Genomic DNA, 25,125 nt, shown 5'->3' with positions numbered 1-25,125 from the left:
AATCTATCTTTGTAGTGTCAACAAGTGTTGATTTACATGGATATGGATGAAATGCGTTCAGATGAAATTTTCGAAGCTATAAAGCGGAGGGAGCATAGTGTCTTTAAGCATCTTTTTGAAACTTATTTCAAGAAGATGACGCTTTTTGCCGAGTATTTTCTTTTGGATAGGGATGAGGCGGAGGATATCGCTCAAGAGATTTTTGTGGATTTGTGGAATAACGCACCGATGCTTTCCGGTATTTCGAACTTGAAGTCTTATCTTTTCGTGCAGGTTCGAAACAGGTGCTTCAACCGATTGAAGCATCTGCACGTGGAGGATAATTATAAACAATGGTTGGCGGAAGCACAGGCGTACGCGGAAATACCGGAAGTGGAGGTCGATCCGGAGTTGTTGCAGCGGGTGTACGAGGTAATCGAGGAATTGCCCGAGCAAGCTCGTCTGGTATTTAAACGTTGTGTGTTGGAAGGGAAGAAGTATAAAGATGTGGCAGAAGAGATGGGAGTGTCCGTCAATACGATCAACACGCAGATGACTCGGTCGTACAAGTATATCAGGAAACGAATGGGAGTTTCTTTCTTGGTGATTCTGGCTATTATTTAGTGTCTGTTCGAGAAATTAATTCATTTTTTTGATTTTTTGTCACTGACTTTTCTCATGAAGTTGTCTTTCTTTTATTAAGTTAAAAATTGATAATATGAAGGCAAAGATTTTAATGGTTTTTGCATTGTTTTTAATGCTGACCGGATTCTATGGAGGAGATAGAATCGTAGAACAAAGTGGTGTAAACTTACAGGAAGAAGTTGATGGTTTTGCACCTACACCAATTAGTAAACCTAGTGTTTATGGGTCTGACAATGGGAATACTGTTATTCTTGAGATTCGATTTAAGGCAAAGCCTAAGGCTAATGTTATTTGGTATCATGGTACAAAGGTGGTTGAAGAAGACCATAGGCACGAAATTATTGAAAATGCAAAATCTTCAGATGAATACACCGCAATGTTAATAATAAGAGATATAGAAATGGGGGATACTGGAGAGTATAAAGGGAATGTTAAAAATGAATTTGGAGAATTTAATGGTATAATAAAATTAAATTTTGATCCAGTGCAAAATATTTGATTTTACATTAGTAACTAAAAAAAGAGGGTGTCCCAAAAGTCTTGTTTGTCATCCTGAACGTAGTGAAAGATCTCATGGCAAGAGGTACCCTGTGGCAGGAGATCCTTCGCGATGCTCAGGATGACAGTGGGGGCGTAGTTCGTCATCATCTGTTTATTTCACGTTAAACGTGATGGGGGCTCAGAAGGACAACGATAGGAAAAGGACTTCTGAGACAGCCTCTTTTGATCCGGTTAGTATATATAGATTATTTGCCATATTATAAAAAAATAGTAATCATGAACAGTAATCACATTTTGATTGAAACTTCATACGAGTTCAAGCGTTCCCGTCGGAATGTAATCTTTTGGTTGTTTGTCGTGTTGGGGGTGTTGGGGATAACTCTTTACATGTTCACGCCGTTGTCTATATTGTTTTCAGTTAAAAGTCTCGACCAACTGGTGAAGGGGGCTTCGATGACGTGGGTAGCCCAGGTGTTGCCTTCCTCAATACCTTTCAGGTGTGCTTACTTGTTCAACGTGTTGCAACTTTTTTTCGTGACGGTACTCGTGATCAATGACACGAGGTTGTCCCGGGTGGATGCCTTGGCGGCTTTAAAGGTCCACCCGCAAGGGAACACGGAGAGTTCTATAGGAAGTGTGGCGGGGAAGGTTCTTGCTTTCTCGCTGGTGAACGTGGTGGTGTTTCTTTTTTGTGGCTTGCTGAATTTTCTTTTTTATCCCCAGGTATTTGGTGCTGGGTATTACTTGTTTTACTGGTTGACGTTAAACTTGCCGACGCTGTTTTTTTGCCTGGGGTTGTCAACACTCGTGGTGAGGTTAGTGAAAAATAATGGATTGAGTATTTTTGTTTTAATTTTGATTCTGGGTGTATTTGCACTTCCGGGCTCGGTTTGGTTGGACGGGTTGCTTGACCCGCTTGCGGCAAGGATACCTAACCTGTTTTCCGATTTCATGGGGCACGTGAATCTTGACGTGTACTTGTTGCAACGGGTATTTATTTTGTTTCTCGGGGTGGGGTTAGCGGTGTTGGCAGTGATACCTTATCCCCGGATTCATAACAACGTGCGGGCCGGGTACCGGTTGACGCTGGCGGCTTTACTTCCCTTGCTTGTTGCCGTGGGGTGTGCAGGCGTTTATATTTATGATTTGCAATCGGTGTCGGGTAAACGGGAGACTTACCGGGAGGTTTATTCCAAACACGTTTCCTCGGAAGTGTTGAAAATCGCGGCGAACCGGTTACAGGTGAAGGAAGCCGAGGACGGGGAAATTTCCGTGAAAAGCGAGATGAGGGTGGAAAACAGGAATAGCGAGGCGCTTCCCCTGATGTTATACCTGAATCCCGGGTTAGAGGTGTCGTCGGTCACGGTAGATGGTGACGCGGTTGCTTTCCGTCGGGAGGAACAAGCGCTTCTCGTGGAGGGAGAAGTCGCTCCCGGCGAGAAGAAAGAGGTGGTGGTGCATTACGATGGAAAGATCGATAACCGTTTTTGTTTTCTCGATGTCCCGGAAGAGAAGTACGGGGCGTCGAACCTGAACACGATAGACATGTACCGTTTCGGTTACTCCCCGGCATTTTGCGAGAAGGGGTATAAACTGCTAACCCCGGAATGTGGCTGGTACCCGGTTAGCGTGCCTCCTTACGATTCGCTGGGATTCCGGCGAGCGATGTTTACTCACTATAGTTTGGAGGTGGAGCATGACCCGTTGCTGACAGCAATATGCCAGGGGGAGGCGAATAGAGAGACGGCGGGAAAGACAACGTTTATCTTCGAACATAACATGAAGGGGATCAGCCTTTGCATTGGTAATTACAAGAAGCGGGAGATAGTGGTTGATAGCTATTTGCCTCCGGCAATGTTTGAGTTCAAGGATGGTAAAGCAATAAAGATAACGCCACCTGTAAATGTTCCTCCAGTAAAGTTTGAACTTTTTTACTTGTCCGAGCACGAGTTTATGCTTGATGATTACGACCAGTATCCCGAGGAAGAGTTAAAGGATATGATCGGGCTTGCGAGATCTAACCTGGAATTCGATGGCGATGATTACTGGGAACGTCGCACGAAGAAAACAGGTTTTGATCCCACGGTGCGGTATCCTTACAATTGGGTCACGCTTATAGAGGTGCCATGTAATTTTCACGCTTTCACGGGAAAAACATGGCGAACGGGCGAGAGAGTGCAGGAAGGAATGGTATTCTTGCCGGAAAAGAAATACTCGGAGAAAGTCAGTACCTCTTATTATAATGCAGAATCGCGACTGGTGATGGAATTAGCCTTGTTCTATAGAGGAAGTTATGATTTCGGGGCACTTTGCAAGGGTAACACGAGTTTTGTCTATTCTGACGACATCCCTTTGGCTAATGATGTACTACGTACAGCTTTTTGTCGTGATTTGAATATGGAGTTAATAGACGGGGATAGAGAATTTTATGTCGTCGATTACCTGAAAGACCATAGTCTAGAGGAGGCTTTGGTGGATCCCTCGTTGTCCCGGGAACTGCTAAACGACATCATACAGAAAAAATGCGAGTGGTTTAATACTTTGCTGGCAATACTGGTTGGAAAAGAAGAGTTTGAAGAGGTTTATCACGATTTCCTGAAGCGCCATGTTTTCGAGGAAGCCTCTTTTGAAGATTTTTTCCGGGAGTTTTTTGACCGTTATCATATTCGTTTGGACTCGATGCTCGATAGCTGGTATCGTTGCAAAGAATTACCCGTTTTCGAGATAGAGGGAAATTTTATAATAGTCAACGGGGGAAGGAAGCGTGGTTATATATACGATTTTAAGGTGTTTAACCGGGGAAAAGTACCAGGAATTGTTTACCCGGGCGGTAATCACCCGGGATGGATCATCCCGGCGGGAGAGGGGCGTGCTATACGAGTACAAACATCTAGTGCTACTAATAAAATGATTTATTTCCCCTTGTCTTTAAATGTACCGGGTGAGATGTCGTTGTCGGTTAAGACAATAAATAGAGATGTCGACACGGGTATTGATACAACCTCGTGGTTTTTACCCCTTGACGCCACGTTCTCTTTTACCCAAGAAAACGAGGGCGAGATCATCGTGGATAACGACGACCCGGGATTCTCGATTCATGAAACTCGGAAGTTTAACATTGCTTCCCTTTTCGGACAGGTAGAAACCCGTGCGAAATGTTACAGGAATGTTCCCCGCGATCACTGGGGATGGATGGTTACCGATGGATGCTTGGGTTTTCCCGTGAGGGGGGCGTATTTTAAAGAAGGCGGCAAGGGAAACCAGAAGGTGCAGTGGGAAACCGACCTACCCGAGGGTACTTACGAGGTGTTCTGTCATATACCTTTTAATGAGCAGAGTAGTCATAAAGGTACAGGGGTGCTTTGTTTTGACCGAGAGTACCATTACACGGTGTTTGACGGACAGGAAGAACACGAGGTCGTGCTCACGATGGACAGGGAGGATTGGCATTGGATGTCTTTGGGAGTTTTCAATTTTCAGGGAAAAGGGAGCGTGACTTTAAGCGACCGGGACCGGGAGAATGCTTCTTTTTTGGAAAATGAGCAGCCGCAAGTGATTGCCGCAGATGCCGTGAAGTGGGTTCGGGTGCGGTAAGTTGTCGATTAGTTGTAAGGAAATGATATTTATTCAATTTTTTGTCACTGTATTTTCACGTGAAGTTGTCTTATATATATGATTTAAAAAACTATAATTATGAAGAAGAAAATTTTATTTGTTTTAGCATTATTTTTTATGTTAGCCGGATTCGATGGAGAGAGTAGAATCGTAGAACATAATGGAGTGAACTTACAAGAAAGATTTAGTGTTGATTATGAGGTGCCTGAGATAGTCGAGAAACCCAAGGTTCGAGTATCCGAAAGTGGCAATCTTATTACGATGGAAGTCCGATTTAAGGGGAATCCTGCTCCTTCTGTTACTTGGTATCACAATTTGAGGGAAATTATAGATAATGCTGGTGATAGATATACGATACGTGTATTTGCGGATGATTATGGAACAATAACAACAGTGTTAGAAATAGAAAATCCTGGATTGGAGGATGATGGATTCTATAAGATAAGGCTTAAAAATAAAGCGGGAGAGACTACTGCAACGATAAGATTGGCTTTTGGAGAGGAAGTTTAATTTTAATTATGATAGAAAGACTTCAAAATATTGCAAATATATTTTGAAGTCTTTTGATCCAATAAGTAAGCATAAGTTCGTTGCCGTATTATTCCTGGAATAATAGTCTGAACAGCAATTATATCTTATTCAAAATTTCATATAAATTCAAATATTTGAAAAGAGGATGTTGTTTTTTGAATCGTTTTTGCTGTAATCTGTATTAATCTCTATTGAAAATTTCGGGTAATATGATGAAGGTATTTTCTATACAATGAAGAGAGTGAGGTTGTAGGGGATAAAGATAAATTTTAAGAAAAGATATTTAGATTTAAGATGCAGAAAATAGATTGGCATATTTTAAGAAAATCCATAACGGGTGGGATGACCGATGAAGAGAAGAGCGAGTTGCAGGGGTGGTTGGAAGAGTCGGGAGAGAATAGGCGTTATTATCGGAAGATGCAGGGATTCTTTACCCGGGCTGGACATGGCGGGGAGGTCGATGTATTGAAGAATTTCAGGGAGTTTGAACGGAAAACATTTGGTAAGCGGCGACGTTTGGTTGTTGGCATATTAAAATATGCCGCTGTATTTGTCGTACTCGTGGGTAGTGTTGTTTTGTGGCGGGGGATGAATTTTGATTCCCAAAAGACGAATATGCAGCAATTTGCTTTCGCTCCCGGCGTGGAGAAGGCTATATTGTACACGGGGACGGGTGAGCAGATCGTGTTGGAATCACAGGTGCGGAGAAATATCGTTGTTGCCGATAGTTTCCAAGTGCGGCAGGATAGCAACGTGCTGAATTATGCCGCGATGAAGATTGAGGGGAAGTTGATAGACGTGACACACATGATACGGGTGCCAAGAGGGGGAGAGTTTTCTATGAAATTGAGCGATGCCACGATGGTGTATCTTAATGCGGAGACGGATTTAAGTTATCCAGTACAGTTTTACGGAGAGGAGAGGAGAGTGAAACTCACGGGTGAGGCGTATTTCGATGTCACAAAGTCGGATAAACCGTTTGTCGTGGAGGTGAATGGATTCGAGGTGAAGGTATTGGGTACTCGTTTTAATATTCATGCTTACCAGGAAGAAACACGATTCGAGACGACGTTGGAGCAGGGAAGAGTACAGGTGCAGACGAAAGATCATACTTTGTTGTTGGAACCGGGGGAGCAAGCCGTGTTGACGGAGGAGGGGGAATTGAGTAAGCAGAAAGTAGATGTTCGTCGTTACACGGCATGGAAAGACGGACAGTTTGTGTTTGATGACGAGCGGCTGGAGGACGTGATGAACAGGGTGGCGCGTTGGTATGATATAAAGGTTTTTTACAGGAATCCAGAGGTAAAGGACATTCGGATTAATGGAAATATCAGTCGCTACAAAGATTTCTCCGTTTTATTGGAAAAGATTGAAAAATTGGAAATAGTTTATTTTGATATAAAAGGAAATGTAATAACTGTGATAGGTAAATAGAGAAAAGGAGAGGAGTGTCCCCACACTCCCCATCCTTAATTTAAATTCATTGAATTATTAACGAACAAAATTATGACAAAAAAATGGAAAAACAACTTTCTTTATTCGAGAAAGTGGTGCAAGATTTTGTGGTTTACGAAGTTTTACGTGTTACTAACGATGTTGGGAGTGATGTATTCCTACGGTGATGCGCAAGCTCAGACTTTTACGTTAAAGGTGGAAAACTTGGCGTTGAAGGATGTTTTTAAGAAGATTGAAACGGAGTCTGAGTATCGTTTTTTATTTAAGTCGGAGGATGTGGCTCGAGTAACTGGAATTACTTTTTCGGTTGCGAATGCCGGTATTGACGAGATTTTGGCTTTGTGTCTGAAAAATACTCGTTTGATTTACGAGAAGGATGGTTCTTTGATTGTTATCAAACAAGGAAAAGATGACACTAAAGAGAAAAAGCAGGAAAAAAGAGTCATTCAGGGGAAGGTGTTGGATGAAAAAAGCGAGACGTTGCCGGGAGCAACCGTGTTGTTGCGGGGAACGACGCTCGGCGTGGTGACGGATGCTGACGGTAAGTTCAGGATGGAGGTCCCGCAGATGGATACGACGGTGTTGTTGATTTCGTTTATCGGTTACCAGACTCATGAGGTGGTGTTGAAAAAAGACCCGAAAAACGATGCCAAGGAGCTGGTGATTCGCATGAAACTTGAGGTGGCGGAGGTGGACGAAGTCGTGGTGACGGGATATGCTCAGATCCGTAAGGAGAGTTTCACGGGTAACTCTATTTCTGTATCAAGAGAGGAGTTGTTAAATGTGTCGAAGACGAATGTGATTCAGGCGTTGCAAGTTTTTGATCCCTCGTTCCGTATTCAGGAGAACAACCAGTGGGGATCGGACCCGAATGCCGTGCCCGAGATGTATATTCGCGGACGTTCCGGAATTGGGGTGAAGCAGTTGGATGCGAATAGTTTGTCGAAGTCGAATTTGGAGGAAAATCCGAACTTGCCGTTGTTTATCATGGACGGGTTTGAGATTACGGTGCAAAAGTTATATGATATGGATCCGAATCGTATAGAGAATATCACGATATTGAAAGATGCGGCAGCGACTGCCATGTATGGTTCTCGTTCTGCAAATGGGGTTGTTGTGATCACAACGGTGGCTCCGAAACCCGGTGAGGTGTCCGTATCATACGGTTTGACGGGTACGCTAAGCATGCCTGACCTAACGGATTATAATTTGATGAATGCGGCAGAGAAGTTGGAAACGGAACGGGTGGCAGGATTGTACACGTACGATTCGGATGAGGAGGTGGCATATAATCAATTGACGCTGGATGAGGAGTATTACAAAAAATTGGCTAATATAAAACGAGGTGTGGATACCTATTGGTTGTCAAAACCTTTGCGGACGGTGTTTAATCATCAGCATAGTTTGTATATCGAAGGGGGGAGTACGGATATGCGTTTTGGTTTAGACGTGTTGTATAACAATGATAACGGAGTGATGAAGGAGTCGGCTCGTAACCGTTACGGGGTAGGACTTTCGATTGATTATCGTTTGGGAGATTTCCAAATTAAAAATTATATCTCTTATAATGTGACGAAATCCAAAGAGTCGCCTTATGGTTCTTTTTCAGATTATACGAAAAAAATGCCTTATGATGAGTATAAAGATGAAAATGGTAAGTATTTAAAGGAAACTCAGGAGTGGATCGTTGGTGGGGATGAAGAGAATCCTTTGTATGAGGCTACATTGAAAAATTATGACGAAGACCAGATCGATGAGTTGATAAATAATTTAGCGATAAATTGGTATATCAATGATTATTGGCAAATTAAAGGACAGTTTAGTGTGACGAAGACAACGACTAGGGGAGAACGTTTCCTTGATCCGGAGTCGCAGAAGAACGGTGACCTTTTAGGGAAAGATAATCCGATTTCGGGAGAGTTACGTACAGAAGAAAATAATGGCTTCAAGTGGGATTTGACGGCGACTGCCGCTTATAACCGGAGTATCGGGAAAAACTATATAAACCTGACATTCGGTATTAACGCTAAAGATGAGCAGAGTAAGTCGCTTTCTTCTTTCTACAAGGGATTCCCGAACGGTTCGCTAAGCTCTATTAATTATGCCAATGAAATAGTAGAGAAGCCGACTGTGAATCAGAATAAGAGTCGTCTGTTCGGTATGTTGGCGAGTTTGAATTACACGTACGATAATATTTATTTGTTGGATATTTCGCTTCGTATGGACGGATCGTCTGAATTTGGTGTGGATAAGCGTTTTGCCCCGTTTTTTTCCGGTGGGGTGGGGATCAATATTCACAATTATGAGTTCATGAAAAACTTGGGTTACGTGAATATGTTGAAAATACGCGGTTCTTACGGGGCAACCGGTAAGGTGAATTTCCCGGCGTATGCGGCAAGAACGATGTATAAGATTCAAAACGATAAATGGTATAGGACGGGTATTGGAGCTTCATTGGTGGCCCTAGGCAATTCAGGATTAACTTGGGAAACGACGAATACTTTGGATGTCGGGTTTGATATACAGATGTTGGACGGGTTGATTTATGTGAATGCTTCGTATTACCGGAAAAAAACGGTGGATTTGATTAATGATGTGACGATTGCCAGTTCTACCGGTTTTACGACTTACGTGGATAACATAGGAGAGATTATGAATAAAGGAATTGATGTACAAGTACGAAGTGATGTGTACAAGTCGAAAGACTGGATGGTTGCAGTATTTGGGAACTTGTCTCATAATGAAAACAAATTGTTGAAAATATCCGAAAGTTTGAAGGCTTATAATGATCAGGTGCAGGCTCAATATGCCGATTATGGTACAGGTTATTTAGGTGCAAGTGCGGGTGATACTAAATATAGTAAGACATTTACACAATATGTAGAAGGTGGTAGTACTACTTCGATTTGGGGTATGAAATCCTTGGGAATAAACCCGAGTGATGGAGAGGAGGTTCTGGTACGTCGGGATGGCTCAACGACTTATGAGTGGGAAGCTGCGGAACAGGTGATATTAGGTGATACGGAACCTAAAGTGCAAGGAGCGTTTGGATTTAACGTGCGTTACAAGAATTGGAGTTTGTACACTACCTTTCTGTATAAGTTGGGAGGTCAAGAATATAATTCAACGTTAGTGAACAAAGTGGAAAATGCACGAATTAGTTCAGAGAATGTGGATAAACGAGTGTTCTCCCAGCGTTGGAAACAGCCGGGCGATCACGCGAAATACAAAAAACTGCAGACGAAAGGAGTGATTCAAACGACACGCCCGACGGAACGTTTTGTGCAGGATAATAATGTGTTAACATTAAATTCTTTGACTTTAGGATATGATTTTGGACAGAAGATATTGAAAAAAATCGGATTTGGTGTGTTGCGTTTAGAGCTTGGGGCAAATGAATTGTTCCGAGTGTCTTCGGTGAAGTTTGAACGAGGAATAGATTATCCTTACGCGAGAAAGATGAATATTTCATTAAAAGCAAGTTTTTAGAAAGTAATGAGTATGAGAAATAGAATATGGATTATAATGGGGTTGATTGTCGGGTTATCAAGTGCATGTAATGACTGGCTCGACGTGAAACCGGATGACGAGGTAGATGCAAATGTATTGTTCGAAACCGGTCAAGGGTATCGTAATGCATTAAACGGGATTTATAATAATATGGCAGACGTGACGATGTATGGGAAACATATGACATGGGGAACGGTGGATGTTATTGCGCAATTGTACGAGAATTTCACGACGAATGATGTTTGGTACTATGCAATGAATTTCCAATACACGCATAGTGGCGTAAAATCAATAATATCGGACATCTGGTCTAATGCATACACGGCGATCTCAAATTGTAACAATTTATTGGCAGAAGTAGAGAAAGCGGAGCCAGACTTGTTTGCGTATGGGGAAACGGAGCGTAACTTGATTATGGGGGAAGCATATGCTTTACGGGCATTTTTGCATTTTGATATATTGCGTTTATTTGCCCCGGCTCCGATTGTTGCTGATAACAAAGGATATATTCCTTATTTCGAAAAACACGGGTCGTTGTCAGAACCCTATTTGAGTGTGGATTCCGTGATAGGAAGAGTGGAACGGGATTTATTGCGAGCGAAGAATTTGCTTGCTACCTATGATACGGTAGGAACAAATAGTGAAGGGATAATGAAGGGGCCGCGGTTAGAAGGGGAGTTTACATTACATGGAAGCGAGGATCTTTTCTTTTTAAATCGTGGTTACCGAATGAATTATTATGTCATAACGGCAACTCTTGCCCGTGTGTATGATTATGCCGGACGTGGAGAAGATGCTTGTAAACAAGCATTAGAGGTGATTCATGCTAAGGGATATAATGGAAGTAGTTCTGACTGGTGTTTTAATTTTACAGAAACGACCACTTCCCTTGTAGTGCAAACTCCGAAACTGCATGATGGTGTGATATTCGGTTTGTCAAGTACTACATTAATAGACGATTATGAACCATATTCATCGAAAAGTTCAAAGAGTGGTAGATTGAGATTAGATAAAATTAAGATTTTTGAAAACTCGAAGGAAGACGTGAGGGCATCTTTGGTAACAAATGATAATTATTCGTTGAAATATGAGGCTCTTAGTAGTGGAACGAGTAGGGTAGATGATTTGATTCCGATGATTCGCTTGAGTGAGATGTATTTTATTGTAAGTGATTACTTGTATCGAAATGGAAAAACAGTTGAAATAAGGGATTATAGCGGTAATATTGCTAATCAAGATGCTATTCGTGTGTTGCGGGATGTACGTTTCGGACGGAAAATTACCGAGTGGAATGAGGCGAGTGTAACTAATATGGATGAGATGGAGAATGCCATTATTACCGAGGCAAGGCGGGAATTTATAGGAGAAGGACAATTGTTTTTCTATTATAAGAAATACAATAAAAAACCGGTAGATAAAATAGTTTATTCTTTCCCGTTACCCGATAATGAGTTAATACATTAATATTTGGATTATGATGATACGATATATTTTATTGATAGCGATTTTCTTTTCTTTCTTTGCATGTTCGGAGGATGAATTTAAGAAATACGATACAGGACATTATTTATTTTTCACGACGAAGAATGGGGTGGATACTGCAAAGTTTTCATTTACACATTTTCCTTTGGAAGAGGAACATGCTGTTCGATTTGAGATTAATTTGATTGGAGATCCATTGGAGTCGGATATTGAATATGCGGTGCGTGTGGTTGATTCTTTGACGACAGCAGGACAAGATCAGTATAAAATATCTACCTCGATTTTTCGTGCGAATCAAACAAAGGATACTTTAGTAATTACTTGTGTGAAAACGGAGGATTTGGAAAATGACGTGACTTTGGTGCTAGCACTTGAGGCTAATGATTATTTTCAACCGGGATTATTCGGAAAGCGTCAGGTGAAAATTACGTTTAATAATGTATTCAGCCAGCCATTGTGGTGGAAAGGTAAGATTCAGACCTTGTATCTTGGAACGTTTTCCAAGAAAAAATTCCAAGAGTTCGTGAAATGTACCGGAGTATCGGATCTCACGGATGTAGAAATGAGTGTTGTACGTATGCTCGCTTTGAAGTTTAAAGCATATGTTGAAGAGAACGATATTATAGATGTGAACGATGTCACTGGAAAGGAATTTCCGATGGTAGTACCGGCTTGTTAAACTGATTGGGATATGATGAAACAATTTATTATTAGTATACTGGTGATAGCAGGATTGTCTTCTTGTTATCGAGATAAGGGAAATTATTCTTATAAGAATATCAATCAATTGGAGATTACTTTTGATGATAATGAGTCGAATTGGAAAGTTGCCGTAGGGGATACAATTCAAATTACTCCCCATTTTGAATTTGAGAAGGATAGTGTGGAGGAGTATTTGACTTACGAGTGGGAGTTTCAAGAACGGGTATTGTCTACAGAACGGAATTTGTTTTATATTGCTGATATGTTGGGAAAAGGTGATTTGATCCTTCGAGTGACGGATACACGTACAGATGTCGTTTATATTCAATCAACGCAAACAGAGATTGCATCGGAATTTGGTGTAGAAGGTTGGGTGGTACTTTCAGACAATGGAGGTGCAGTGTTATCCTATTTTAGAAATACGACGAAAGTGGTTGAAGAGATTGTGAATGGTAAGAAGGAAGAGAAAAGGGTGTATGATTGTAAAGATTATATTGGCGTATATCAAACGATAAACCATGAGGCGTTAGGAGGAACTCCTGTGAAATTGTTAGAGCATTTTGCATCTTATGATTATGTAAATAAATTTGGGAATTTTTGGGTTATTCAGCAAGGAGGTATCGGTACGATAGATGTGGGGGTAACTACATTTATGAAGGAAACTACTTTAGCGGAACAATTTATTGGTAGTGTTTATCCGGAAGGATTCAAGCCTGTTTTGATGGCGGGATCGCTTTGGTTGACTCTTGCAGTTGGTGAGGATGGAAAGACATATAGTCGGAAAAAAGCAGATATTGGATTGTACCATTCTGGTTTTTTTATTTCTACGCCTTTGACTTTTCAAGATAAAAACGGAAAGGTTGTTGAACTTGACGGTCGGAAAATGGTTATTGCTCCTGTGGCGGATTTGCGTGCAATAGTCGTGTGTGACTTGACGAATAAATGCTTTGTAGCAATCAATGATAGTGGAGAAAAGAGAGCTGGGGAGGTTGGTTTGATTCGTATTGATGAAAAAATGTATGATGCTTACCCGAGTTTTACTCGTTTAGACGATTTAAGTGGGTATGAGATTGTCTACTGTGGTTCGAGTGTGAATGGAGGTGGTAATGGTGAACAACAATATTATACTATTTTGAAAGATGAAAAGACAGGAGAATATTATTCTCATGCTTTTTGGGTTGAATACCTGTGGGATAATAATCTTCCAAAGGTGTCTAGGATTGTTGGACAGGAGAAATTGAATTTTAGCTCTTTGAATATTAACGAAAAAACGGTATTTAATAATTCTCGGAGGACTAACTACTTGTGGATTTCTCAAGGAAGTGAGTTATGGTTCTATGATCGCGTGACCGGACGATTGGATAAGTTCTATACTTCTTTCGCTGCAGATATTACGGCGATAGATTCTGAACGGTATAATGGAAATTATCTTGGAATAGGATTGGCTAATGGAGAGTTTCATGTGCTGTCGAGTTCTACGAATGATATTGGAGATGAGGCTTATGACTCCCGAAAAGATAAGAATAAGTTGTTGTACTCTACTCCTAAAGACAAGAATTTGGGACGAATTGTGGATGTTCGTTATAAAACAATGGGAAATAATGGTTGGGCGATAGAGTGATGGATTAATTGTCTGAGTAAAGTTTCATTGTCAAATAAAGTATTGTGAAGAAGCTCCCTAATACAGGGTGAGTTCGGGGAGTTTCTTTGCTTTACTTGGAATGATGACGATAAGAAAAGATGAATTTTCGATATGCTAGAATAAATAGATTTTAATCTAATCTATAATGGGATAAGTATTTTTTAATTTAAACTGTATTGTAATGAATTTTAGAAGAGTAGTATCACTGGTACTTGTATTATTTGTTATGTCTTTGTCTGTGGAGGCGGGAGAGCTTTTCCGGAAAAAGAACAAGAAGGGAGAAAAAGTTGAAGTGAAGAAAGAATCGGCTTACGAGAAATTCTTCAAAGGGAAAAAATGTGAAACGGAGAGAGGATTGTTTACCGTTCATAAAATGGATAACAAAGTGTATTTCGAGTTGCCGTTGAGTCTTATGGGAAGGGATATGTTGTTAGGCTCGACGATTGCGGAGATTTCGGATAATAGTTTCGGTTGCGTGGGAGAAAAACCGCACACGCCGTTACATATCCAATTCACGAAAAAAGATTCGGTGGTAAGCTTGCGTTACGTGAGTATCGGTTATATTACGGAAGACAAGAACATTCAAGACCGTCTGGACGTGAGTTTCGTACCGGCTATTTTGCGTAATTTCGAGGTCAAGACGTACAACGAGGATAGTACCGCCGTGGTTATCGATATGACGGATTATCTGTTGAGCGACGACCGCACGATAGATCCTTTTTCCCCGTATGCACCTATTTTGGGATATGGCGGTAATTTGAGCCGGGATTTCAAGAAAGATAATTCACAATTCGAGAAGGTGAAGGCTTTCTCCGATAACGTGAGTGTACAGACAACCTTATCCTACACGGTGAGCGTGAGCAATTCACGAGGCTATTACGTGTATAATATGCCTTTCAGTGCGGTGATGACACGTAGTTTTATCTTGTTGCCGGAAGAACCGATGCGTCCGAGGATGGCTGATCCCCGTATCAATATATTTTTCACGGAGATGGCTACTTTCGCTAATTATGGACGAGGGATACAAAACACGTTTTACGCCAATCGCTGGCGTTTGGAGCCGAAAGACATGGAGGCTTACAAGCGGGGAGAATTGGTGGAACCGGTGAAACCGATAGTGTTCTATATCGACGATGCTTTCCCGGAAAGTTGGAAACCTTATATCCGGCAGGCGGTGGAAGTGTGGCAGAAACCTTTTGAGGCTATCGGGTTCAAGAACGCTATTATCGCGAAAGATTTCCCCAAGGATGACCCGGAGTTTGATCCCGAGAATTTTAAATATTCATGCGTGCGTTATTGCCCGTCTTGGGTGGAAAATGCCATGGGGCCCTCTTGGGTAGACCCGAGAACCGGGGAAATATTGAACGCGAACGTGTCGGTTTACCATAATATATTGAACGTTGTGCAGGCTTGGCGATTTATCCAAACGGCACCTGCCGATGATGAGGTGAGAACCCGGGTGATGCGGGAGGATATTTTGGGAGATTGTTTGCGCTACGTGGTGTCGCACGAGGTGGGACACTGTCTGGCGTTGATGCATAATATGGCTTCGTCTGCCGCGATACCGACAGATTCTTTGCGTTCGCCGTCGTTCACGCAAAAATACGGAACAACTTATTCTATTATGGATTACGCGCGTAACAATTACGTGGCTCAACCCGGGGATAAAGAACGGGGTGTACGTATGACTCCTCCCGAGTTGGGTGTTTATGATTATTTCTCCATAAAATGGTTGTACACGCCTCTTCCGGAAGCCCGTACTTCAAACGAGGAAGTTCCCACGTTGGATAAATGGATCGGCGAGAAGTCCGGTAACCCGATTTACCGTTACGGGAAACAACAAATTCGTTCCCGTTTAGACCCGAGTTCTTTCGAGGAGGATTTGAGTGACGACCCGATAAAAGCCGGACGTTACGGGATCAAGAATTTGAAATATGTATTGGCTCACTTGAATGAGTGGATTCCTGCTGCGGATGATAAAGATTACAGTTTCCGGCAAATGATATATAACGAAACGGTTTACCAGTATTTACATTATTTGAAGTTGGCTCTTTGTAATATCGGGGGAATCTATTTGTACGAAAGATATGATGGGGATAAGTTCCCGAGCTACGAAACGGTGACGAGAGAGAAACAACGAGAATCATTGGAGTTCTTGTTCGAGCAATTGAAAGATTTCTCTTGGTTGGATGATGAAGAGTTGCAGAAAGGGTATCCTATTCGTAATAATATTGGCAAAGATTTCGAGAGTGCTATTATTGACGGAATCTTGCATCGTTTCGGTGCGATAGCTTTGTGTTCGGAAAAAGCTGTGAAAGATGCTTATTCGCAAGAAGAGTACATGAAGGATATCTATGACCGCGTGTGGGCACCGACAAGAAAAGGGGCCGCGTTGACGGGAATGGAGAAAAATTTCCAGATGCAGTTCCTGACATTTTTGATGGAAGGTTCCGGAGCCACGGAACGGGGATTGAGCGGTAGTGCATTGGCATTCAAAAATGAAGGGATAGAAGTACCTGAGTACATCACGGCGAAAAGGATGGAATATTTCGGGATGCAACCGGAAAAGGGGATTTGCCTGTGTGGCGCTAATCATTTGAACGGGAAACATCATTTTGCCCCGCAAGAAACATACGGGTTTAGTTTCGAAGTTAGAGTGGAACCTTCGTCCAAGCCATTGAAGGATTTGTATTTCAAGACGTTGAAAAGCTCGTTAGAGTTGTTGAAGAATAAAGCAAATACCGGCTCGACGGAAACGAAACAACACTATCGCCTGTTGATTTACAAGATTGAACAGGTATTGAAATAATGGTCTTGGGTTATAAAACAAAAAAGAAGTGCATGAAAAAAATATTATATTCTTTAGTTGTTCTTTTGCTCTTTGCTGGTGTTTGTGAACCCGTGTCTGCCAAGCGTAAGAAAAAGGGAGAGGAGAAAGAGAAAAAGGAACAAAAGACTCCGTATCAGAAATTATTTGACGGGAAAAAAATGATTTCCGCCGATGGGTTAATGAAAATTCATCTGGTGGATGGGAAAACATGGGTAGAGTTCCCGTTGAATTTGCTCGGTAAAGATATGGCGTTGGCTTCATCTATCACGGAAACCAGTGATAACGGGGAGGGGATTGTCGGTCAGTTTGCCGGGAGGGTACTTCCCGTGCGATTCTCGAAAGGGGATTCCACTTTGCAAATGCGAGTGATTTTCACGAAAAAGATGTTGTATGACGGTCGGGAAGAGGGGTTGTCCAAAGCCTTGGACCAAGCTAATATCGGGGGAATATTCAAAACTTTCAAGATTAAAGCTTATACCCCGGATAGCACGGCGGTAGTTGTCGATATGACTCCTATTTTCATGGAGCACTCTTTTTATACCAATCCGTTTGCTGCTTATGCCGCAAATTCTTTCTTCGGAATGATAGACCGTAGAGCGGAATTGGAGAAGGATAAATCTTGCTTCACTGGTATCGCTGCTTACGATGATAATATCGTGGTGAAGGGAAATTATTCGTATTCCGTGAATCACTATGGTATGGGCATGTTGATGTATCAGGGAATACCGGTGACGATGTCTGTAGATAAATTTTTGATGTTGCTGCCGGAAGAAACGATGCATCCCCGGATTGCCGATGCCCGTATCGGGGTACGCCCCGTGAACCAATCCGTGTGGAACGGGAAAGGAAAATTGAAACGCCTCAATTATACCCGTCGGTGGAGATTGGAACCGGTGGACGAGAAAAAGTATGCCGCCGGGGAATTGGTCGATGTGAAGAAGCCGATAGTTTTTTACATGGATACGATTTTCCCTCAAGAATGGAAACCTTATATCAAGGCAGGAGTCGAGGAGTGGAACACGGCGTTTGAGAAAATTGGCTTGAAAAACGTGATACGGGTGATGGAATTTCCCAAAGATGACCCGCGGTTCGATGCCAATAATATCAAGTATTCCACGATTCGTTACGCTCCCTCGTGGATGAGTACTCCCGACATGTCTATGCATATTGATAGCCGGACGGGCGAGATATTGAATTCATCCATGTATATTTTCAATAACTTTATTTCGAGATTGTATTTCACGCGTGCCGTGCAAACGATGGCCACCGATCCCCGGGTGCGGGCTTACGAGTTGCCGGAGGATGTGATGGGAGAAATGATTCGGGTGGAGATGATGCAATTGACCGGAAGATGTTTGGGATTGTCGCTCAATCCTGCCGGGGCGTATGCTTATCCGGTGGATTCGTTGCGTTCGGCATCATTTACGCGGAAGTATGGATTGGCTGCCTCTGTCTTGAATGACGTGTATTGTAATTATATTGCGCAACCCGAGGACGTGGAAAAAGGGGCTCGTTTGACTCCTGCCGGATTGGGCGAATATGACATGTATGCTATCCACTGGCTCTATAAACCGATACCGGAAGCAAAGACCCCGGAGTCAGAAAAAGAGGTGTTGGACGGATGGATTCGCGAGAAACAAGGAAATCCGGCTTATCGTTTTGCTTATCAGCAACCTAATTTAGGTGGTGACCCGACAGCGAAAATGAAAACTTTGGGAAACGACCATATTAAAGCGTTGGAATACACGCTTAAGAATATAAAAATAGGGATGGCGAATTATTTCGATTGGTTTACCGAGCGGGATAAAACATTGGATTACAGGAGGCGTGTGCGTGAGGAGTTAGTGGATTTGTTCACGCGTGGGGTAGATAATGTCGCTTCTTATATAGGGGGAATACAAGTGAACGAGGTGTATGCCGGTGATGCTGTACCCAGTTACGAGTTTATTCCCAAGAGCAAGCAGAAAGAGGCTATGAATTATTTATTGGCATTGGCAAAAGATGTCGCGTGGGTTGACGATGTGAAACGCCAGCAAGAGTTCGAGATCAAGGACTTGCAGGCAGAGAAAGTACAAATGAGAATTCTGGGGACATTATTGGAACGGATTCCCGTGGTGGAATTGAGCGCGGAGAAAGGCGGGAACTATTCCCCGGAGGATTACGTGAACGATCTGTACCGTGTTGTATGGGAAGGAACTTTGAAAAAGCGTTCCTTGTCAAAAACCGAAAGGGAGTTACAGCTAGTATTTTTGGGAAGTATCATCACAACCTCTACTGTGACTGCGCCTGCCGCTAAATTCGATGCTTCTAATGCTATCAGATTTAGAAATAAGTCTTACTGGAGAACGCCGGCTATCCAAATTGGGAAATCTTCTGACGAGGCTCAGGTGAGCTTCTTTGCCCCGGTGCAGCCCATACGTGTTTCCAGTTACTCCACTTCTGCACGTTATTACGATTTGTTGTTGAGAACCCGGGATATGTTGCGGGAGGCATTACCTTCCAGCACCGGTGACACAAGACAACATTACGAATATCTCTTGTTTAAAATTAAACAGTCTTTGGAGAAGAAGAAATAGTTGTTAAATGTTTGTGTAAAACAGAACAAAGTCGAATCCTGCTTTAAAAGTATCGGATTCGACTTTGTCATATATCCTATTTGTAAATTCAACGGATAATGCTTATTTTTGTTTTACAAATGGGTTATAATAAAGAGTTTTACAGATGCAAGGGAGTGATGACAAGATATGTTTACTATTGCAAAACGGTAAGGAAGAAGGGATCGACTTGCTTTTTGTGAAATATTACAAAAGCTTAGTGCTTTGGGCTGATACCTTTTTGAATGATATCGTGAAGTCGGAAGATATCGTGCAGGAATTTTTTGTCAAATTATGGGAAAGGCATTTGATAGCTGATTTGCGTCCGGATACTTTAAAATATTATCTTTTTACTTCTGTAAAAAATTTAGCTTTGAATGCACTCGAGAAAGTGGATCCTTTAAAAAAAGCATATGATGTAAATTTGATTGATACTCCCCAGATTGAATACGATGATTTGACCGAGGAATTGTTATGTCGGGTGGAGAGTGAGATCGAGAAATTGCCTCCTCGGAGTAGAGATATCGTGAAAGCGATTTATATGGAAGGGTTGCGATACAAGGAGGTAGCGGATAAATTTAATATTTCTGTCGCCACGGTTAAAACTTTATTAGTGAATGCATTGAAGAAACTGAGGGCGAATTCGACGGGAGTAGATTCTATTCTTTTACACTTTTTCTTGAAAAAATCAGTGATAAGATTCAACCGTTTTTAAATTCTTTCTGTATTATAGTTAGAAAAGTAAGATGACTATAATATGGAAGATATAGAATCAAGGTTAATGGATTTTTTTCTTGGCGAACTTGATAAAGAAGAAGAGAAAGAAATTTTGCATCAAGTAGAAATTGATGAGGAATTTCGGAAAATATTTATTCAAGTTCGTTCAAAACATTTGGATATGCGATGGGGTGCCCGGGGGGAATTAGTGAAAGGCGACGTTCATCGAGTGAAACGGTTGATTAAACGTCGGCGATTGATAAAGGTGGGTATGCGTGTGGCTGCTGTCTTTGTATTGCTATTAGGTGTGGGTATTCTTTGGATGCCATCCGATTCTAGGGTTGAAGAATTTGCTCAAGAGCATCAGATAACTCCGGGAAAAAATCAAGCGTACCTTTATCTTTCCAACGGGAAAAGTGTTTTACTTTCTCGGGAAAATCGAGAATTACGTGAAGATAACGGGGTTTCCATTTCGGTGAGCGCTGAGGGGAAAGTGCACTATAATGTTGAAGAGAAAGACGGGGCGGCTCGTTCTTTGTTCAATCGTTTGGTTGTGCCTAGGGGAGGGGAATTTATGATTACGCTGGAAGATGGAACGAAAGTTTGGTTGGATGCGGAAACCGAGTTGCGCTACCCGACTAATTTTGATGCTCAAAACAGGGTAGTCTATTTAAAAGGAGAGGCTTATTTTGAGGTGGCGAAAATGGAGGGTAAACCTTTTGTCGTGAAAATAGATCAGATGTCGGTCAATGTATTGGGGACTAAATTCAATGTGAATAATCGAGAGGCAGGCGTCGTGCAAACCGTGTTGGTTGAAGGAAGTGTTAAACTAAAATCCCCAAGGGGAGAAGTTTTAATGGTACCTAATCAAAAAGCTGAATACCATGGTGGTGATGAGTGGGTTGTTGAAGAGGTGGATGTTTCTCCTTATGTAGCGTGGAAAGATGGTAATTTTGTTTTCGATAATGAATCGTTAGAGCGTATTATGAATAAATTATCCTCGTGGTATGATGTCGATGTTTTTTACGCGAATGAAGAAGTCAAAAATGTGAAATTGACAGGTGATATGATGCGATATAAAGATATCCAAGAACTATTGTATTTTTTTGAGAAAATATCGGATGTTAAATTTTTAATTAAAAATAGGACTGTAACAGTAAGTTATAAATAAAATGATGAAGATGTGCAACCATCTCCATCATCTGACTAAAATCATGAACAAGCACATTGGGAAGCGTCCTTGTTCAATCGTTTAATTATTAATTACAAATCTATGAAATGTAAATTGATTTTTGCCTTATTGAGGCGAAAAAAAACAAGAATGTTCAGAATTATGAAATTATTTTCGGTTTTTATGTTTGTATTTGTCTTTGGGACAGCTGCTAGCAGTTTTTCTCAACAACAAATTGTAACATTGAATATGCATCAATGTGATGTAGGTACATTGTTGAAGGAAATTCGTAAACAAACGGGTTTGCGATTCGTGTTTAACGAGGAACATATTATGAAAGTGGACCGTTTTGATGTAGTTGTAAAAAATAAAACGGTAAAAGAAGTTTTGGATAATGTATTTGCAAAAAGTGATTTGAAATGGTATTTTGAAAATGATGTCATTTTTATTGTTCATCAAACTTCCCCGAAAGTGGCACAAGATTCTATTTTATCGGTAAAAGGTATAGTGAAAGATGAAAAAGGGGAGGTTCTGCCGGGGGTTACTATTTTGGTTAAAGGTACGACGCTGGGTGTAGCGACAGACGTGAACGGAAAGTTTACCCTGCATATGCCACAAAGAGATTCGGTTGTTTTGCTGGTATCATTTATCGGGTATCAGACGGAAACAGTTTATGTGGGAAAAAACAATAAGGAATTGGATATTCAATTAAAACTTGATGTGACCGAGATTGCGGAAGTAGTGATCACGGGTTACGGGAAAGTAGATAAGCGATTGTCCGCCAGTGCGACCACGTCGATAAAGATGGATGATATCCGCATCCCGAACGTGGCTTCGGTGGATGCCATGTTGCAGGGACGGGTACCGGGATTGATGGTGATGACAAGTTCCGGTAGCCCGAACGCAACCCCTCGAATGAGAATCCGCGGTTCTTCCACGATTCATGGTAACGCGGCTCCGGTATGGGTAGTGGACGGGATAATTCAGGAGGACCCGGTGGACTTATCAAATGACGAGATTAATAACGTGATTGCCGGTACGGATGCCACGTTGCGGGGACAATTGAATGATAACGCCAGTTTCAGTTTGTTGGGTAACGCTATTTCCGGGTTAAATCCGAGTGATATTGAAACCATTACCTTTCTGAAAGATGCGTCAGCCACGGCAATCTATGGAACCCGTGCGGCTAATGGTGTGATAGTGGTTACGACGAAGAAAGGGCAAGTCGGTAAACCTTCTGTCAATTTTTCTTCTTCTTTCGGGTTCACGGCTCGTCCGAGATACGAGGATTATCATTTGATGAATTCAAAAGAACGTGTTGGGGTGTCGAGAGAGGTGGCAGAGAGCGGTTATCTGTATTCGATAATGCCATTTTCTACCGGTTACGAGGGAGCTTTGTTTGATTACTATGACGGAAAGATAAATAAAAATGAATTTGATGCACGTGTGGCCTCTTTGGAAACGATGAACACGGATTGGTTTAAAATCCTGTTCCGGAACGCTTTCAATCAGGACTACGCTTTGAGCGTATCCGGCGGAACGGAAAACACCCGCTATTATCTTTCCGTGGGATTTAATGACAGCAAGGGAAGTACCAAGGGCGATAATTTACGGCGGTATAACGTGAACATGAACGTGAACACGAAAATCGGTCGTTTCGTGGATGTCGAGGGTAAATTAAGTTTTTCAGACCGGAAATCCGACGGTTTCTACATGGTAAATCCTTTGGATTACGCGTTGAAAGCGTCACGGGCTATCGGGAAGGATGAATTTTACACGACTCGGTTGACGACGGTTGCGGGTTTATCATCTAATTATCCGTTGACATATAATATCTTGAACGAGCTCAAGCATACTGGCAATGAGGCAAAGGTTCGCCAGACAAACGCCAGCGTGGGTGTTAATGCCAAGATTTTACCCGAGTTGACACTGAATACGCTTTTCGGGGTGACTTATGCCAACACGTTGAACCAGAAGTGGGCGGGCGAGCGTTCATTTTATATTGCCGAAATCCGGGGATATGATTACGGGAGTGTGGCACCGAATAGCGCGGAGGAGAAAGCTTCCCGTTTGCCTAAAGGGGGAATTTTGATTTACGAGAATAAAAATAACACGACATTCACGGCTCGTGCGTCCATGAATTATAATAAGGTATTTGCAGAGAATCACGTGGTGAATGCCATGCTGGGGTACGAGATTCGTTCCATCAAGTACGATGGTTTCAACACGACGGAATGGGGGTATTTCCCGGATAGGGGACTGGGTATCAGCTACGAGTACGACACGGGAACTTCCGGAAGCACATCCCTGAATGGTAATTCCTCGTTGGATAAACATACCGCGAAACTAACCAATACGATATCCAACACGGTTTCGGGATACGCTACCTTGGTATATGCTTTTAAAAACCGTTACGTGTTGAATGCCAATATTCGTATGGATGCTTCCAATCGTTTCGGGCAATACACGAACAACAAGGCTCTGCCCGTGTGGAGTGTGGCAGGACGTTGGAGTGTGTCGGAGGAACCTTGGTTCCGCCGTTTGGGTGAACAGGCTGAATTGAATTTGCGTGCTTCTTACGGTCGGCAGGGAAACGTTCCTACATCCGTGGGACCGAACTTGGTGGTGAAATACCCGCAAACGGTAATTAATCGCTGGTCGGGAGAGTACGTGTTGAATATTAGTCGTTTGCCTTACCCGAATTTGCGTTGGGAAAAGACGACCACGATTAATCTCGGGTTGGATTTTTCATTCTTGAAAGGACGTATTAGCGGTACGATGGATTACTACTACAAGAAAGGAAACGATATTATCTTTAGTCTGGATGTACCTGCCGAGTTCGGTGTTGCCAAAACTTACAAAAACGGGGCGGACATAAAGAATACCGGTTTCGAGTTGGCTTTGACCTTCGTGCCCGTGCGGACAAAGGATTTCACGTGGACGATATCTCCGATTTATTCGAAGAATAGCAACAACGTGGAGAATACCGGAAAGAGCGAGTACACGTACACGGATTACTTGGTAGGAAACGCTTTCGAGAGCGGTAAACCGGTGAACGCTATTTATTCATGGAAATTCACGGGATTGGACCCGCAATACGGTTACGCGACCTTCGCGCATACTTCACGAGTACAAGGTGACGTGGAAAAAATGGATGACCCGAAACAATACTTGGTTTATTCCGGTCAGAAAGACCCGAAAATCAGTGGAGGTTTCACCACCAGCTTGCGTTACAAGAATTTGACCTTGAATGCTAATTTCGCCTATAGTTTCGGGAACGTGAAGCGTTTGAACTTCTTGTACGAGGGTAAGTTTATGATGCCGTCACCGCAAGATAATTTGCATTCCGATTTGTTGAAGCGCTGGAAGAAACCGGGTGACGAGGCAAAGACCAATATCCCGGGATTCGTGCTTGACGGAACGAGCGAGTATAATTTGTATGTACCTATCCCGTCAACCGTGACGTTGAACTCTTATGATATGTACAATTACTCGGATATTCGGGTGGTAAAAGGAGATTTCCTGAGATGCCGTAATTTGTCGGTATCTTACGTGGTGCCATCGAAATTTGTACAGAACTTGGGATTATCCACGGCGTCCTGCACGTTTAACGTGACAAACCCGTTGACGATTTGCAGTAGCAAATTCCGTGGGCAGGATCCGGAACAGGAAGGAACGGGAGGCACGGCTTTGCCGATAATCAAGACCTACACGTTTTCTTTAAACATCAGTTTTTAATCTTTCAAAACGA

14 protein-coding genes are annotated in these 25,125 nt (G+C 42.2%); all 14 read left to right on the top strand.

Going from position 1 to position 25,125, the window contains the following annotated elements; translation table 11 throughout:
• Window positions 1-36 precede the first annotated feature (36 nt).
• The 14 genes from H8S64_RS17875 to H8S64_RS17810 all read left to right on the top strand — a co-directional run bounded on the left by H8S64_RS17875 (window position 37) and on the right by H8S64_RS17810 (window position 25,112).
• Window positions 37-603: an RNA polymerase sigma-70 factor gene (locus H8S64_RS17875; RefSeq protein ID WP_186977894.1), complete on the top strand. Its 567-nt coding sequence runs from the start codon at window positions 37-39 to the stop codon at window positions 601-603.
• Window positions 604-697: 94 nt separating this feature from the next.
• Complete coding sequence (locus tag H8S64_RS17870) at window positions 698-1,123, top strand: immunoglobulin domain-containing protein (RefSeq protein WP_186977892.1); 426 nt, start codon at window positions 698-700, stop codon at window positions 1,121-1,123.
• Between the two features lie 278 nt (window positions 1,124-1,401).
• Complete coding sequence (locus H8S64_RS17865; protein WP_186977890.1) at window positions 1,402-4,719, top strand: hypothetical protein; 3,318 nt, start codon at window positions 1,402-1,404, stop codon at window positions 4,717-4,719.
• 99 nt (window positions 4,720-4,818) lie between these two features.
• On the top strand, window positions 4,819-5,250 hold the full coding sequence (locus tag H8S64_RS17860) for an immunoglobulin domain-containing protein (RefSeq protein ID WP_186977888.1): 432 nt from the start codon (window positions 4,819-4,821) through the stop codon (window positions 5,248-5,250).
• 315 nt (window positions 5,251-5,565) lie between these two features.
• A complete protein-coding gene (locus H8S64_RS17855; RefSeq protein ID WP_186977886.1) occupies window positions 5,566-6,705 on the top strand; it encodes a FecR family protein in 1,140 nt (379 codons plus the stop codon).
• A gap of 72 nt (window positions 6,706-6,777) precedes the next feature.
• On the top strand, window positions 6,778-10,215 hold the full coding sequence (locus tag H8S64_RS17850; RefSeq protein WP_186977884.1) for a SusC/RagA family TonB-linked outer membrane protein: 3,438 nt from the start codon (window positions 6,778-6,780) through the stop codon (window positions 10,213-10,215).
• A gap of 12 nt (window positions 10,216-10,227) precedes the next feature.
• Complete coding sequence (locus H8S64_RS17845; protein WP_186977882.1) at window positions 10,228-11,700, top strand: RagB/SusD family nutrient uptake outer membrane protein; 1,473 nt, start codon at window positions 10,228-10,230, stop codon at window positions 11,698-11,700.
• Window positions 11,701-11,710: 10 nt separating this feature from the next.
• On the top strand, window positions 11,711-12,397 hold the full coding sequence (locus H8S64_RS17840; RefSeq protein WP_186977880.1) for a DUF4843 domain-containing protein: 687 nt from the start codon (window positions 11,711-11,713) through the stop codon (window positions 12,395-12,397).
• A gap of 12 nt (window positions 12,398-12,409) precedes the next feature.
• Window positions 12,410-14,041, top strand: a complete 1,632-nt coding sequence (locus tag H8S64_RS17835; protein ID WP_186977878.1) for a PKD-like family lipoprotein — start codon at window positions 12,410-12,412, stop codon at window positions 14,039-14,041.
• A gap of 202 nt (window positions 14,042-14,243) precedes the next feature.
• Window positions 14,244-16,871: a zinc-dependent metalloprotease gene (locus H8S64_RS17830; protein WP_186977876.1), complete on the top strand. Its 2,628-nt coding sequence runs from the start codon at window positions 14,244-14,246 to the stop codon at window positions 16,869-16,871.
• 32 nt (window positions 16,872-16,903) lie between these two features.
• Window positions 16,904-19,468: a zinc-dependent metalloprotease gene (locus tag H8S64_RS17825; protein ID WP_186977874.1), complete on the top strand. Its 2,565-nt coding sequence runs from the start codon at window positions 16,904-16,906 to the stop codon at window positions 19,466-19,468.
• A 145-nt stretch (window positions 19,469-19,613) separates the two neighbouring features.
• Window positions 19,614-20,201, top strand: a complete 588-nt coding sequence (locus H8S64_RS17820) for a sigma-70 family RNA polymerase sigma factor (protein ID WP_186977872.1) — start codon at window positions 19,614-19,616, stop codon at window positions 20,199-20,201.
• Between the two features lie 42 nt (window positions 20,202-20,243).
• On the top strand, window positions 20,244-21,374 hold the full coding sequence (locus H8S64_RS17815) for a FecR family protein (RefSeq protein ID WP_186977870.1): 1,131 nt from the start codon (window positions 20,244-20,246) through the stop codon (window positions 21,372-21,374).
• Between the two features lie 249 nt (window positions 21,375-21,623).
• Window positions 21,624-25,112 (top strand): SusC/RagA family TonB-linked outer membrane protein, encoded by a 3,489-nt coding sequence (locus tag H8S64_RS17810; RefSeq protein WP_186977868.1) that lies wholly within the window; start codon window positions 21,624-21,626, stop codon window positions 25,110-25,112.
• The last annotated feature ends 13 nt before the right edge of the window (window positions 25,113-25,125 follow it).

This window comes from Butyricimonas hominis (assembly GCF_014287455.1).
Lineage (GTDB): Bacteria > Bacteroidota > Bacteroidia > Bacteroidales > Marinifilaceae > Butyricimonas > Butyricimonas muris.
The sequence above is the reverse complement of the archived record's forward strand: the minus strand, read 5'-3'. Positions and strand labels throughout refer to the sequence as shown.